The following is a 15,428-nucleotide window of genomic DNA, read 5'->3' as shown; positions in this document are numbered from 1 at the left end:
ATCCCCCAGCACATCAGTGCTGGGGGATCTTTTCAGTCCGCTAGGGAACTACACCGTCAAGTAATGACTACTTGGTGATGGAGGTAACCTTGCCCGAACCAACGGTGCGGCCGCCTTCGCGAATTGCGAAGCCGAGGCCCTCTTCCATAGCGATTGGCTGGATCAGCTCAACCGACATTTCGGTGTTGTCGCCTGGCATAACCATTTCGGTGCCCTCTGGGAGGGTGATAACGCCGGTAACGTCGGTGGTGCGGAAGTAGAACTGCGGACGGTAGTTCGAGTAGAACGGGTTGTGACGTCCGCCTTCGTCCTTCGACAGGATGTAGACGTTAGCTTCGAAGTTGGTGTGCGGGGTGATCGAGCCTGGGGCTACGACAACCTGGCCGCGCTCAACATCGTCGCGCTTCAGACCGCGAAGCAGCAGACCACAGTTCTCGCCTGCCCATGCTTCGTCGAGCTGCTTGTGGAACATCTCGATACCGGTAACGGTGGTCTTCTGGATTGGGCGGATACCGACAATCTCAACTTCCGAGTTGATTGCCAGGGTGCCACGCTCGGCGCGACCGGTAACAACGGTACCGCGGCCGGTGATGGTGAAGACATCTTCAATTGGCATCAGGAATGGCTTGTCGCGGTCGCGAACTGGATCCGGGATGAAGCTGTCAGCAGCGTCCATCAGTTCCTCAACAGCTGCAACCCACTTTGGATCGCCTTCCAGAGCCTTCAGGCCCGAAACGCGGATCACTGGAGCGTCGTCGCCATCGAAGCCCTGCGAGGACAGAAGTTCGCGAACTTCCATCTCCACGAGCTCGAGCAGCTCTTCGTCGTCAACCATGTCCGACTTGTTCAGTGCAACCATCAGGGTTGGAACACCAACCTGGCGGGCCAGCAGAACGTGCTCGCGGGTCTGAGCCATTGGGCCATCGGTGGCGGCAACAACGAGGATTGCGCCGTCCATCTGTGCAGCACCGGTGATCATGTTCTTGACATAGTCAGCGTGACCTGGAGCGTCTACGTGTGCGTAGTGGCGCTTCTCGGTCTGGTACTCGATGTGCGAGATGTTGATGGTAATACCGCGCTGGCGCTCTTCCGGTGCCGAGTCGATGTTAGCGAAGTCGCGCTGTTCGTTCAGGTCTGGGTACTTGTCAGCCAGAACCTTGGAGATAGCCGCGGTCAGAGTGGTCTTACCGTGGTCAACGTGACCGATGGTACCAATGTTGACGTGCGGCTTGTTGCGCTCGAACTTTGCCTTTGCCACAAGTTCCTCCTAGAAACATTTACAGAAGACATTCTTCGTCTGCGCGGTTCGCAAACGAACTAGAAATAGTCTACTGGGGGCTTGGATAATTTAGGAAATTCCGGTCCTCTGCGGGACCTGCATTGTGATGCAAATCCCTCGTTGGCCGTTTGCGGCGCCGGCTCCGTTTCCCAACGGAACCGGCCCGCGATCGGCCACTTCCCCGCAATGGGGGTCACGGCCAGGTTTTATTCCGAGACGATTACTCGCCGCGGGACTTCTGGATGATCTCGTCGGCTACTGCCTTCGGAACCTCAGAGTAGCTGTCGAAGGTCATCGAGTAAACTGCGCGACCCTGGGTCTTGGAACGCAGGTCACCAATGTAACCGAACATCTCGGACAGCGGCACGCCAGCGCGGATGACCTTGACGCCAGCAGCGTCGGACATCTCCTGGATGGAACCGCGGCGGGAGTTCAAGTCACCGATAACGTCGCCCATGTACTCTTCTGGGGTACGGACTTCAACGCTCATCAGCGGTTCAAGCAGAACAGGGTTAGCGCGGCGTGCGCCTTCCTTGAATACCTGGGAACCAGCGATCTTGAAGGCCATTTCCGAGGAGTCGACATCGTGGTAAGCACCATCGATGAGGGTAGCCTTGACGCCAACCAGCGGGTAGCCTGCGAGGATACCGTACTGCATTGCGTCCTGGATACCTGCGTCGACCGAAGGAATGTATTCGCGAGGAACACGGCCACCGGTAACAGCGTTCTTGAACTCGTAGGTTACGCCGTCGACAACTTCCAGAGGCTCGAACGAGACCTGGACCTTGGCGAACTGGCCCGAACCACCGGTCTGCTTCTTGTGGGTGAAGTCGACCTTCTCCACAGCCTTCTTGATGGTTTCGCGGTATGCAACCTGCGGCTTGCCAACGTTGGCCTCAACGCGGAATTCGCGCTTCATGCGGTCAACGAGGATGTCCAGGTGAAGCTCGCCCATGCCGCCGATTTCGGTCTGGCCGGTGTCTTCGTTCAGGGACACGGTGAAGGTTGGGTCTTCTGCCGACAGCTTCTGGATAGCGGTCGACAGCTTCTCCTGGTCACCCTTGGTCTTTGGTTCGATGGCCACGAAGATCACTGGATCCGGGAAGGTCATCGACTCAAGAACGATTGGGTTCTGCGGATCGCACAGGGTGTCACCGGTGGTGGTGTCCTTCAGGCCGATCACAGCGTAGATGTGACCTGCGTGGATCTCGTCTACCGGCTGCTCCTTGTTGGAGTGCATCTGGAAGAGCTTGCCAACGCGTTCCTTCTTCTGCTTGGTGGAGTTCAGCAGCTGTGCGCCGGACTCTGCCTTGCCGGAGTAAACGCGGATGAAGTTCAACTGGCCGAAGAATGGGTGAGCGGCAATCTTGAATGCCAGTGCCGAGAATGGTGCATCCTCGGAAGGCTCGCGAGTGAGCTCAATTTCTTCGTTCTTTGGATCGTGACCGACCATTGCGCCCACGTCGAGCGGGGTTGGCAGGAAGTCGACAACAGCGTCGAGCATTGGCTGCACGCCGCGGTTCTTGAACGCCGAACCACAGAATACTGGGTAAGCTTCCGAGTTCACTGTCAGCTTGCGGATGCCAGCCTTCAGTTCCTCGAGGGAGATCTCTTCGCCTTCGAGGTACTTTTCCATGAGCTCTTCGGATGCCTCAGCGACATCTTCAACCAGCTTGGCGCGGTACTCTTCAGCCTTTTCCTGCAGGTCTGCAGGGATTTCGCGGGTCTCGTAAGCGGCACCCAGGGAAACGTCGCCCTTGGCGTCGCCTTCCCAAACGAAAGCCTTCATGGTCAGCAGGTCGACAACACCGATGAAGTCCGACTCGGAGCCGATTGGCAGCTGCATGACCAGCGGCTTGGCACCCAGGCGGTTGATGATGGTGTCTACGGTGAAGTAGAAGTCAGCACCCAGCTTGTCCATCTTGTTGACGAAGCAGATACGTGGAACGTTGTACTTGTCAGCCTGGCGCCAAACGGTCTCGGACTGAGGCTCAACGCCTTCCTTGCCATCGAAGACGGCAACGGCGCCATCGAGCACGCGCAGCGAGCGCTCCACCTCAACGGTGAAGTCAACGTGGCCCGGGGTATCGATGATGTTGATCTGGTTCTTGTTCCAGAAGCAGGTGACGGCCGCGGAGGTAATGGTGATACCGCGTTCCTTTTCCTGCTCCATCCAGTCGGTGGTCGAAGCACCGTCGTGGGTTTCACCGAGCTTGTGGTTCACACCCGTGTAGAAAAGGATGCGCTCAGTAGTAGTGGTCTTACCGGCGTCAATGTGAGCCATGATGCCGATATTGCGGACCTTGTTAAGGTCAGTAAGCACGTCCTGTGCCACGTTGTCTCCCTATAAGGTGAGGCCGGAATCGCTGGGCATCGGTTGATGCCCAGCTTTTCCGAGCGGTTCTTACCAGCGGTAGTGGGCGAAGGCCTTGTTGGACTCGGCCATCTTGTGAGTGTCTTCGCGACGCTTCACAGCGGCACCCAGACCGTTCGATGCGTCCAGGATCTCGTTCATCAAACGTTCGATCATGGTCTTCTCGCGGCGAGCCTTCGAGTAGCCAACCAGCCAGCGCAGAGCCAGTGCGGTTGCACGGCCTGGCTTGACCTCAACAGGAACCTGGTAGGTAGCGCCACCGACACGGCGGGAACGAACCTCGAGGGCTGGACGGATGTTGTCCATGGCCTTCTTGAGGGTCGAAACAGCATCGGTGCCGGACTTTGCCGCGGCACCTTCGAGTGCACCGTAAACAATGCGCTCTGCAGTGGACTTCTTGCCGTCTACGAGAACCTTGTTGATCAGCTGGGTGACCAATGGGGAATCGAAGACTGGATCAGAAACTAGTGGGCGCTTTGGCGCCGGACCCTTACGAGGCATTACTTACCATCCTTCTTTGCACCGTAGCGGGAACGAGCCTGCTTACGATCCTTCACACCCTGGGTATCCAGAGCACCACGAACAATCTTGTAGCGGACACCTGGAAGGTCCTTCACACGACCACCACGAACGAGCACGATGGAGTGTTCCTGCAGGTTGTGTCCGACACCTGGAATGTAAGCGGTAACTTCGACGCCACCGGCAAGGCGCACACGTGCGACCTTACGCAGAGCCGAGTTTGGCTTCTTCGGGGTGGTGGTGTACACGCGGGTGCACACGCCACGGCGCATTGGGTTGCCCTTAAGGGCAGGGGCCTTGGTCTTGACGACCTTAGGCGAGCGGCCCTTGCGGACCAGCTGCTGAATAGTAGGCACTTTCGTGTCCTTCCATTGTCTAAGTTCTTCGGCAACACGACGAAAACGCCTAAGCCTAGAAAAGTTTTAGCGCTTCGCAATGTAGCTAGCTGCTTGCTTTACCGCGCACTCAGAATCAAAAGTCCCTAGGCGTGCGAAAGTGTGGCATTCGTTGCGCAACCTACCCGCAACCCGGACGGAGTCCATTTTGCCACACATAAAACAATTGATCTCAGTCTAGCATTAATCCACCGAGCCACCATGTACAGTAAGCTAACTCACCGCCCAGGCCCCTCCAGCCCCTTCCGCCATCGAGCCGGTTCGGGTAGTGACCACGCTATCTCCCGCAACTGAACGCCACTGGGCCGCCAGGTGAAAACTACCTGAACCCCGCACTGCCCTCCAGCTGCTGTGCACCTGTTGCTGGCCGTGGGATTCGTTTCCGCAGTTAATAAGGAGCTAAATCTCCCAGGCGATTCGTCACCTAATTATCTGTCTTGACGGCGTTTGGCTTCTCCCCCGCCCGTCGCGCGCATTCCCGGTTAAACGCCCAATGCCTGCCCGCACAGTGTGCGGGCAGGCATTGGTTCAGGCTACCTTACGGCGCCGGGGTTTCCGGTTTAGCGGAAGTCCGAGCCGTGGTCGTAGTCGTCCATCGAGATGGCTCGGAATTCAGGCGACAGCCCGCCTTCCAGCGCATCGTCGTACAGGCCGGAGGAGAAGGCCGAGGTGCCGGTGAACAAAGTTGCCTTTGCCTCATCGGTTGGCTCGACGTTGACCTGGGTGTAGCGGTCCAGACCGGTACCGGCCGGGATCAGCTTACCGATGATCACGTTCTCCTTCAGGCCGCGCAGCGGATCTTCCTTGCCTTCCATCGCGGCCTGGGTCAGGACGCGAGTGGTTTCCTGGAAGGAAGCAGCCGACAGCCACGAATCGGTGGCCAGCGATGCCTTGGTAATGCCCATCATCTCGTCACGGCCGGCAGCCGGGCGCTTGCCTTCCGAGACAGCCTTGCGGTTCGCCGCGGTGAAGCGCGAACGATCGGCCAACTCGCCTGGCAGCAAGTCGGTCTCGCCGGACTCGATGACGGTGACGCGGCGCAGCATCTGGCGGACGATGACTTCCACGTGCTTATCGTGGATGCCCACACCCTGCGACTGGTACACGTCCTGGACCTCGCGGACCAGGAACTTCTGTGCCTCACGCGGGCCGAGGACTCGAAGAACCTGCTTCGGATCCAGGGTACCGCTGGTCAGCTGGGTACCGGCAACGATGCTTTCGCCTTCTTCAACCAGCAGGCGAGCACGACGCAGAACCGGGTAGGCCTGCTTCTCGTCGCCGTTGTCCGGGGTGACAATGACACGCAGCTGCTTCTCGTCGTCCTCGATCGACACGCGACCGGCGACCTCGGACATCGGAGCCACACCCTTCGGGGTACGGGCTTCGAACAATTCCTGGATACGAGGCAGACCCTGGGTGATATCGTCAGCCGATGCCACACCACCGGTGTGGAAGGTACGCATGGTCAGCTGGGTACCAGGCTCGCCGATGGACTGCGCGGCGATGATGCCCACAGCCTCGCCGATGTCCACGGTCTTGCCGCTGGCCAGCGAACGGCCGTAGCACAGTGCACAGGTTCCGACAGCCGAGTCGCAGGTCAGCACGGAGCGGACGCGGATCTCGTCCACGCCTGCAGCGTACAGCTCGTCGATCAGCACGTCTCCGACATCCGAGCCGGCGGTAGCCAGCACGTTGCCTTCAGCGTCCTTCACGTCGGCAGCCAGCGTACGGGTGTAGGCCGAGTTCTCCACGGTCTCGTGCTTGACACGGATGCCGGCGGAGTTGTCCGCAATGGCAACGGTCAGGCCGCGCTTGGTGCCGCAGTCCTCTTCGCGAACGATGACATCCTGCGAGACGTCGACCAGGCGACGGGTCAGGTAACCCGAGTTCGCGGTCTTCAGCGCGGTATCCGCCAGGCCCTTGCGGGCACCGTGGGTAGCGATGAAGTACTCCAGAACCGACAAGCCTTCGCGGTACGAGGACTTGATCGGACGAGGGATGATCTCGCCCTTCGGGTTGGACACCAGACCACGGATACCCGCGATCTGACGCAGCTGCAGGTAGTTACCGCGAGCCTTGGAAGTCACCATTCGGTTAATGGTGTTCAGCTCTTCCATGCCGTTCTTCATCGCCTCGGCAACCTCGTCGGTAGCCTTGGTCCAGATGTCGATCAGGTCCTGGCGGCGTTCGGTATCGGCAATCAGGCCCTTGTCGTAGGAAGCCTGGACCTTGGCGGCCTTCTCCTCGTATGGAGCAAGAATTGCGGTCTTGTCCATGTTCGAGGTGATGTCCGAGATCGCCACGGTGACACCCGAACGGGTCGACCAGTAGAAACCGGCGTCCTTCAGGTTGTCCAAGGTGGCCGCGGCAACGATCTTCGGGTAGCGCTCTGCCAGATCGTTCACGATCTCCGAAAGCGCATCCTTGCCGGCCACGGTGGCAACCCATGGGTAGTCCGCTGGCAGGGTGTCGTTGAACAGCACCTGGCCGAGCGAGGTCTCCAGCAATGCCGGGGTGCCTGGCTCCCAGCCCTCAGGGGCTGGCTGGTCTGCGGAAGGAACGAAGTTCTCCACGCGGACCTTGATCGGTGCGTTCAGGTGCAGCTCGCCCAGGTCCTTGGCCATGATGGCCTCGGAAACGCTGGAGAACACGCGACCGGCGCCAATTTCATTTGGACGCTTGGTGGTCAGGTGGTGCAAGCCGATGATCATATCCTGCGAAGGCTGTGCCACTGGGCGGCCATCGGAAGGCTTCAAGATGTTGTGCGAGGACAGCATCAAGATGCGTGCTTCAGCCTGTGCTTCTGGGCTCAGCGGCAGGTGCACTGCCATCTGGTCGCCGTCGAAGTCGGCGTTGAACGCGCCGCAGACCAATGGGTGCAGCTGCAGTGCCTTGCCTTCGATCAGCTGTGGTTCGAAGGCCTGGATGCCCAAGCGGTGCAGGGTCGGTGCACGGTTCAGCAGTACCGGGTGCTCGGTGATGATCTCTTCGAGAACATCCCACACCTGCGGACGGTAGCGTTCAACCATGCGCTTAGCCGACTTGATGTTCTGTGCGTGGTTGAGGTCAACCAGGCGCTTCATCACGAACGGCTTGAACAGCTCCAGAGCCATCTGCTTAGGCAGGCCGCACTGGTGCAGCTTCAGCTGCGGGCCGACCACGATGACCGAACGGCCCGAGTAGTCAACGCGCTTGCCCAGCAAGTTCTGGCGGAAACGGCCCTGCTTGCCCTTGAGCATGTCGCTCAGGGACTTCAGCGGACGGTTGCCTGGACCCGTGACCGGACGGCCGCGGCGGCCGTTGTCGAACAGCGAGTCCACAGCTTCCTGCATCATGCGCTTTTCGTTGTTCACGATGATCTCAGGGGCACCGAGATCAAGCAGGCGCTTGAGGCGGTTGTTGCGGTTGATCACGCGGCGGTACAGGTCGTTCAGGTCCGAGGTGGCGAAACGGCCACCGTCGAGCTGGACCATTGGGCGCAGTTCTGGCGGGATCACCGGAACAGCGTCGAGGACCATGCCCTTAGGCGAGTTGCCGTTGGCCAGGAATGCGTTGACGACCTTCAGGCGCTTGAGGGCGCGGGCCTTCTTCTGGCCCTTGCCGTTCTCGATGACGGTCTTCAGCTCTTCAGCCTCGGCCGCGAGGTCGAAGTTCTCCAGGCGCTTCTGGATGGCTTCTGCACCCATGGAGCCCTCGAAGAACAGTCCGTACTTCTCGCGCATGGTGCGGTACAGGCCTTCATCGCCCTCCAGGTCGGCGACTTTCAGGTTCTTGAAGCGCTCCCAGACCGCACGCAGGCGCTCGGCCTCGGCCTTGGCGCGCTTGTCGATCTGCAGAACAGTCTTCTCGGCCAGGGTGCGAGCCTTGTTCAGCTCGGCGTTCTTGGCGCCTTCTGCTTCCATGCGCTCCAGCTCGGCTTCCAGGTCGGCTGCAACAGCCTTCTTGTCGGCTTCCGCGTTGTTCGCAAGGTTGCGCAGCTCCAGGTCGTGCTGGGCCTGCAGGTTCGGCATCTCGGCGTGACGACGTTCCTCGTTCACGCTGGTGATCATGTAGGCAGCGAAGTAGATGACCTTTTCGAGGTCCTTCGGAGCCAGATCAAGCAGGTAGCCCAAGCGCGATGGAACGCCCTTGAAGTACCAGATGTGGGTCACTGGGGCTGCAAGCTCGATGTGGCCCATGCGCTCACGGCGTACGTTCGCGCGGGTCACCTCGACGCCGCAACGCTCGCAGATGATGCCCTTGAAGCGCACGCGCTTGTACTTGCCGCAGTAGCATTCCCAGTCGCGGGAAGGGCCGAAGATCTTTTCGCAGAAAAGACCGTCCTTCTCCGGCTTCAGGGTGCGGTAGTTGATGGTTTCCGGCTTCTTGACCTCGCCGTAGCTCCAGCCGCGGATTTCATCCGCGGTGGCAAGGTTGATTCGCATGAGGCCGAATGAGGAATCGCTGGACATATGGTCCTTTTCTCTCTTCTGTGGTGTCTGAAGTCGATACGAATGAGGTTGGGAATGTGCCGCCGCTGCCTGCAGGTCCTGCAGGCAGGGCGCCAGATTACACTTCCTCTACGGAGTTCGGCTCCGACCGTGAAAGGTCGATGCCCAGCTCTTCAGCGGCGCGGAACGATTCCTCGTCCGACTCACGCATTTCGATAGTGTTGCCGTCGGTACCGAGTACCTCGACGTTCAAGCACAGCGACTGCATTTCCTTGATGAGCACCTTGAACGATTCTGGAACACCAGGCTCTGGAACGTTCTCGCCCTTGACGATAGCTTCGTAGACCTTCACGCGGCCGTGGATATCATCCGACTTGATGGTCAGGATTTCCTGCAGCGTGTAAGCGGCACCGTATGCCTCCAGTGCCCAAACTTCCATTTCGCCGAAGCGCTGGCCGCCGAACTGGGCCTTACCGCCCAGCGGCTGCTGGGTGATCATGGAGTATGGACCGGTGGAACGGGCATGGATCTTGTCGTCCACCAGGTGGTGCAGCTTCAAGATGTACATGTATCCCACGGATACCGGATCCGGCAGCGGGTCGCCGGAGCGGCCGTCGAACAACTTCGCCTTGCCGGAGTTGCCAATCAGGCGCACGCCGTCACGGGTCTTGTTGGTCGAATCCAGGATGCCGCGGATTTCCTCTTCCGAAGCGCCGTCGAAGACCGGGGTTGCCACGGTGGTGGAACCGGTCTCGCGAGGCAGGTTCGGCAGGTTCTTGACCCACTCAGGCTCGCCCTCGATCTTCCAGCCCTGCTTTGCGGCCCAGCCCAGGTGGATTTCCATGACCTGGCCGACGTTCATGCGGCCTGGCACGCCCAGCGGGTTCAGGATGACATCCAGCGGGGTGCCGTCTTCGAGGAATGGCATGTCCTCCAGCGGCATGATGCGCGAGATGACGCCCTTGTTGCCGTGGCGGCCTGCAAGCTTGTCGCCAATGGAGATCTTGCGCTTCTGCGCAACGTAGACGCGGACCAGCTGGTTGACACCAGGCGAGAGGTCGTCGTCGTTGTCGCGGTCGAAGATGCGCACGCCGATCACCGTGCCGGACTCGCCGTGCGGAACCTTCAGGGAGGTGTCGCGCACTTCGCGGGACTTCTCGCCGAAGATGGCACGCAGCAGGCGCTCTTCCGGGGTCAGCTCGGTCTCGCCCTTAGGGGTGACACGGCCAACCAGCACGTCGCCGGCTTCGACCTCTGCACCGATGTAGACGATGCCGCGGTCATCGAGCTGGGAGAGGATGTCTTCCGAGACATTCGGGATGTCGCGGGTGATTTCCTCGGCACCCAGCTTGGTGTCGCGGGCATCGACCTCGTGCTCTTCGATGTGGATCGAGGTGAGCACGTCGTCGAAGATCATGCGCTGGGAGAGGATGATCGCATCCTCGTAGTTGTAGCCTTCCCAGGACATGAATGCCACGAGCAGGTTCTTGCCCAGCGAGAGCTCGCCCGAGTCGGTCGAAGGACCGTCGGCGATGATCGACTGGTACTCCAGGCGGTCGCCTTCCGAAACGCGCACGCGCTGGTTGTAGGCGTTGCCCTGGTTGGAGCGGGCGAACTTCATGATCGGGTACATCGACTCGGTGCCGTCGTCGTTCATGACGACAACCAGGTCGGCCGAAACCTCGGTGACCACGCCGGGCTTGGACGCGACAACGGAGTCGCCGGCGTCAACCGCGGCGAACTTCTCCATGCCGGTACCCACCAGCGGGCGCTCGGACTTCAGCAGCGGCACAGCCTGGCGCTGCATGTTGGCGCCCATCAGTGCGCGGTTGGCGTCGTCGTGCTCGAGGAATGGAATCAGCGCGGTAGCGACCGACACCATCTGGCGAGGGGAAACGTCCATGAAGGTCACTTCATCGGCGTCGACGATGACAGGCTCGCCGCCACCGCCCTTTTCGCGGACCAGCACGGTGTCTTCGACGAAGCGGCCGTTCTCATCCAGCGGCGCGTTGGCCTGCGCGATGTAGTGCTGCAGCTCGTCGTCCGCGGTCAGGTACTCGACCTCGTTGGACACCAGGCCGTTGGAGACCTTGCGGTACGGGGTCTCGATGAAGCCGAAGGCGTTGATGCGGCCGTAGGTAGCCAACGAACCGATCAGGCCGATGTTCGGGCCTTCGGGGGTTTCAATAGGGCACATGCGTCCGTAGTGCGAAGGGTGCACGTCTCGGACTTCCATGCCTGCGCGGTCGCGGGACAGGCCGCCCGGGCCCAGAGCCGACAGGCGGCGCTTGTGGGTCAGGCCGGCCAGCGGGTTGTTCTGGTCCATGAACTGCGAGAGCTGCGAAGTACCGAAGAACTCCTTGATCGCTGCCACCACAGGGCGGATGTTGATCAGGGTTTGCGGGGTGATCGCCTCGACGTCCTGGGTGGTCATGCGCTCGCGCACAACACGCTCCATGCGGGACAGGCCGGTGCGGACCTGGTTCTCGATCAGTTCGCCCACGGCGCGAATGCGGCGGTTGCCGAAGTGGTCGATGTCATCGACGTTCACCGGAATGTCGACGATCTCGCCCTTGCGGGTGCCCTGGACAGTCTGCTCGCCTGCGTGCAGTGCAACGAGGTAGCGGATCATGGCCACCAGGTCGTCCAGCGACAGCACCGAAGCGTTTTCGGCGTTGACCGGAGTCTCCACGCCCAGCTTGCGGTTGAGCTTGTAGCGGCCGACCTTGGCCAGGTCGTAGCGCTTTGGCTCGAAGTACATGTTCTTCAGCAGTGCCTGGGCAGCCTCAACCGTAGGAGGCTCGCCTGGACGCAGCTTGCGGTAGATGTCCAGCAGGGCTTCGTTCTGATCCTTGATGCTGTCCTTTTCCAAGGTAGCGCGCATCGAATCGTACTGGCCGAACTCGGACAGGATCTGCTCTTCGCTCCAGCCCAGAGCCTTGAGCAAGACGGTGACCGACTGCTTGCGCTTGCGGTCAAGGCGTACGCCGATCTGGTCGCGCTTGTCGATTTCCAGCTCGAACCATGCACCGCGCGATGGGATGATGCGTGCCGAGAAGATCGTCTTGTCACTGGTCTTGTCCGGCGCGGACTCGAAGTATGCGCCTGGGGAACGAACCAGCTGGGAGACAACGACACGCTCGGTGCCGTTGATGATGAAGGTGCCCTTTTCGGTCATCAGCGGGAAATCGCCCATGAACACGGTCTGCTGCTTGATTTCGCCGGTTTCATTGTTCATGAATTCGGCCTTGACATACAGCGGTGCCGCGTAGGTGGCGTCGCGGTCCTTGCACTCTGCGATCGAGTACTTCGGATCAGCGAACTCCGGATCCGAGAAGCTCAAGGACATGGTGTCCTGGAAGTCCTCGATCGGGGAGATTTCCTCGAAGATTTCTGCCAGGCCCGAGGTGTTGGGCACGCTGAAGTCGCCAGCGGCTTCTGCCTTGGCCAGGCGCTCTACCCAGTTCTGGTTGCCGACGAGGCGGTCAAAGCTCTCGGTCTGCAATGCCAGCAGGTTAGGCACTTCAAGGGGTTCGTGAATCTTTGCAAAAGAAAGTCGGCCAGCGTATGCAGCATCGCGAGCCGAACTAGCGGTTTGGTTGTTAGGGTTGCTCGAGGCGACCAAGATGGATCCTTCCAAAGACCGTCAGGTTTCCGAACGCTTACCGTGCTAAGGTTCCTGCCATAGGACAGTTCCTCTTTTTCGTCCGCACGAACCCACCGCTATATGAAGGCCGCGCGCGCAAACAGCAAGGCGCAAATTTCTACTCTACCGGAGGAAAATCCGGTTGTCGATACTCGGTGCAGAAATTCGTGCTATAGTTTTCGCCCCCATTTTCGCCTGCTCCCCCAATTCGGTGCCTCGGCGCAGTTCCGGCACGAAACCTGGCGTCATCGTTTCACGATAACCCTACGCATTTTCCCAACTGATGCCCGAGTTTGCGCGGATCCCCCAGAAAAGCAAAGGCTTGGGATTCATTGATGGCGTGATTCATATTCCGGTCATCCAGCACAGCTATGCGTTTTGTCACATCCACGTCCAATGAGTTCCGAAAGCCATCAAAATCATCGATTCCAGTCTCCCGGCGAGCGTTACTGAAAACTTTCCCGGGTCATCCCAGGACATTGGACTGCTGTTTTCCCGAGCAGGTAATAAGCGTCCACGCCGTCGTGTGTCCGGTGGCTTCTTCCATGGCCACTAGCTATGATCGAGCAAACATCCACGGATAGGAGACGAAGTGAATAAGCTGCAATCAGATGAAGCACTTACCCGAGTCACCCTCGACGCCTCGCGCAGGAACATCCCGATTGAGATTGTACCTCGCGACAAGGTCCGTTCTCTGGAAGAGGCAGCGGACGCCATGGGCATCTCGACCTCAGCGCTGCTCAAGACACTGGTGATCAAGCGCGCGGATGGCGCCTTCGTCTTCGCGCTCATTCCCGGTGGACGGAAACTTGATTGGGCGAAACTTCGCGGCGTCTTGGGAGTCAACAAGCTCTCCCTGCCATCCTCCGATATCGCTTGGGATGTCACGCACTACGAGAGCGGAACGATTACTCCTTTCGGCTCCCACACGGTACTGCCGGTTTACGTCGATGCCAGCGTCTTCGAAGAGCCGGTACCAGAACAGATCGGATTGGGCAGCGGCGACCGCTCCCACGGGCTGCTCGTTCGCGCCAAGGATTTGGTTAGCGGATTTGATGCCACGATTGCTGATATTTCGACTCCGGAATAACCAATCCAGGCCTGGCAAATAATTTCTTGGTCCAGGCCTGCGCCGCAGTCAACCCCCTAATCGTTGCGTTGCGCAGCGGCAGTCCCAATGGCTGCTCGACGAAGCGCGCCACCAGGTAGGCGACGACCAGCATCAGCACCATCACACCGGCTAGCAGCACGTACTTGTTCACGGCATCGTGCAGCTGGTTGATCAGCCACCATCCCCACAACTGGTGCACCAAGTACAACGGGTAGGTCAGGGAACCTGCCACCGCGAGCCACTTGCCCTGGACATTCTTGAGCGGGGTCAGGGTGCATGCTGCCAACAGGGCTACGCACAGTACGGTCAGCAGCTGGAAATGCCAGGCGGGAATGTCCAGGCCGGAGAGCAAGTCTGCGTCGCTGCGCCCCTTGATGCCGGTAAAGAATGCTGCGATGGCAGTGTTGGCAGCGACCATGGACCACCGCAGGAGGCTATGGCCACTTTGATAAATCAAGAAGAGCACCATGCCGGCCGCGAACAATGCCGCGTACTGTCCTGCGATCCATTCCTGCAGCTTGTCCAGGCTGGTGAAATGCAGGTACAGGCCCAATGCCGGCCAAACAGCCGAAAGCACAAGGATGTGCTTGTTCTTCACGAAGCCCAAGGACAAGAGCACGGCGAGCAGCACGTAGAAACGCAACTCGACCCATAGTGTCCAGTAGACGCCGTCCATATCGGTGATGCCGAATCCAGCCTGCATCATGGTCAGGTTGGGAAGAATATCGCTGGCCGACCTGCCTTCATTACCGGAGGGCCAGATGCGAAGGGAAAGTACTGCCGCTGCGATCACCGCGAGCCAGTACGCCGGGTAGAGCCTTCCGACGCGCGAACCGATGAAGCCAATGACGTTCTTCCCCTGGAGGGACATCAGGATCACGAAGCCCGATATCAGGAAGAACAGCTGGACGCCCAGCTGTCCATAGCGGGTGAATTCGGAGAGCACTGGCCAGAACTCGGCAGCTTGCGTTCCCCAATGATCGTGTCCCCATGCGGTGTAGTGGTAGAGCACGACAATCAGCGCAGCAGTGATTCTCAGGGCGTCTAGGAGCCCTAGGCGCGGTGCTGGCTTCTGGGTCTGGGTAGCTACGGTTTTTGGCACATTTTCACTGTAAACAATGAACTTGAATGAACCCTGTTAATAGAAACGTTATAAAACTATTGGTATCAATTTCCCAGCTTAACGGCCAAAGGCCCACAGACTTTCGTCTGTGGACCTTTGGCAATAAGTTGCGAGTGACCGCTGAACTTACTTAACGGTGACGGTTGCGCCGGCAGCTTCCAGAGCTTCCTTAGCCTTCTCGGCTGCGTCCTTGGCAACGCCTTCCAGCAGAGCCTTTGGAGCGCCGTCTACGAGCTCCTTAGCTTCCTTCAGACCCAGGGAGGTGATGCCGCGAACTTCCTTGATGACTGCGATCTTCTTGTCGCCAGCCGATTCGAGGATTACGTCGAATTCGGTCTTCTCTTCAGCAGCAGCTTCGCCGCCGCCAGCTGGACCAGCAACTGCAACAGCAGCAGCGGTTACGTCGAAGGTCTCTTCGAATTCCTTAACGAACTCGGACAGTTCGATGATGGTCATTTCCTTGAATGCGGAAAGCAGCTCTTCGTTGCTGAGCTTCGCCATGATGGGCGTCCTTTCGGTTTTTGGCCTTGAGGGCCGATGAATTTGGGTTT

Annotated in this window: 9 protein-coding genes; 1 reads left to right on the top strand and 8 read right to left on the bottom strand. The window is 59.5% G+C overall.

The window, feature by feature from the left end:
* Window positions 1–67: 67 nt before the first annotated feature.
* The 6 genes from tuf to rpoB form a co-directional block, all read right to left on the bottom strand.
* On the bottom strand, window positions 68–1,258 hold the full coding sequence (gene tuf / locus EKH49_RS12590; RefSeq protein ID WP_066140741.1) for an elongation factor Tu: 1,191 nt from the start codon (window positions 1,256–1,258) through the stop codon (window positions 68–70).
* A gap of 241 nt (window positions 1,259–1,499) precedes the next feature.
* Window positions 1,500–3,614 (bottom strand): elongation factor G, encoded by a 2,115-nt coding sequence (fusA, locus tag EKH49_RS12585; protein ID WP_066140744.1) that lies wholly within the window; start codon window positions 3,612–3,614, stop codon window positions 1,500–1,502.
* Between the two features lie 69 nt (window positions 3,615–3,683).
* Entirely contained in the window at window positions 3,684–4,154 is a 471-nt protein-coding gene (gene rpsG, locus EKH49_RS12580; protein ID WP_038992204.1) for a 30S ribosomal protein S7, read from the bottom strand.
* Entirely contained in the window at window positions 4,154–4,528 is a 375-nt protein-coding gene (gene rpsL / locus EKH49_RS12575) for a 30S ribosomal protein S12 (protein ID WP_013349694.1), read from the bottom strand. The genes rpsG and rpsL overlap by 1 nt, the downstream gene beginning before the upstream one ends.
* Before the next feature lie 599 nt (window positions 4,529–5,127).
* Window positions 5,128–9,018, bottom strand: a complete 3,891-nt coding sequence (locus EKH49_RS12570; RefSeq protein ID WP_128471119.1) for a DNA-directed RNA polymerase subunit beta' — start codon at window positions 9,016–9,018, stop codon at window positions 5,128–5,130.
* A gap of 97 nt (window positions 9,019–9,115) precedes the next feature.
* Window positions 9,116–12,622: a DNA-directed RNA polymerase subunit beta gene (gene rpoB / locus EKH49_RS12565; RefSeq protein ID WP_128471118.1), complete on the bottom strand. Its 3,507-nt coding sequence runs from the start codon at window positions 12,620–12,622 to the stop codon at window positions 9,116–9,118.
* A gap of 613 nt (window positions 12,623–13,235) precedes the next feature.
* Between rpoB and EKH49_RS12560 the strand changes: the two genes are divergently transcribed.
* Entirely contained in the window at window positions 13,236–13,733 is a 498-nt protein-coding gene (locus EKH49_RS12560; RefSeq protein WP_128471117.1) for an aminoacyl-tRNA deacylase, read from the top strand.
* Here the strand turns inward: EKH49_RS12560 and EKH49_RS12555 are convergent.
* Together EKH49_RS12555 and rplL are read right to left on the bottom strand one after the other, a co-directional pair.
* The gene (locus tag EKH49_RS12555; protein WP_128471116.1) at window positions 13,687–14,856 is read right to left on the bottom strand and encodes an acyltransferase family protein; all 1,170 of its coding nucleotides are present in this window, start codon (window positions 14,854–14,856) and stop codon (window positions 13,687–13,689) included. The two genes, EKH49_RS12560 and EKH49_RS12555, sit on opposite strands and share 47 nt — an antisense overlap.
* Window positions 14,857–15,003: 147 nt before the next feature.
* Window positions 15,004–15,378, bottom strand: a complete 375-nt coding sequence (gene rplL / locus EKH49_RS12550; protein WP_066140753.1) for a 50S ribosomal protein L7/L12 — start codon at window positions 15,376–15,378, stop codon at window positions 15,004–15,006.
* Between the last annotated feature and the right edge of the window lie 50 nt (window positions 15,379–15,428).

It is taken from the genome of Glutamicibacter sp. HZAU (genome assembly GCF_004100365.1).
Taxonomy (GTDB): domain Bacteria; phylum Actinomycetota; class Actinomycetes; order Actinomycetales; family Micrococcaceae; genus Glutamicibacter; species Glutamicibacter nicotianae.
This window is presented reverse-complemented; position numbering and strand designations above follow the sequence as displayed.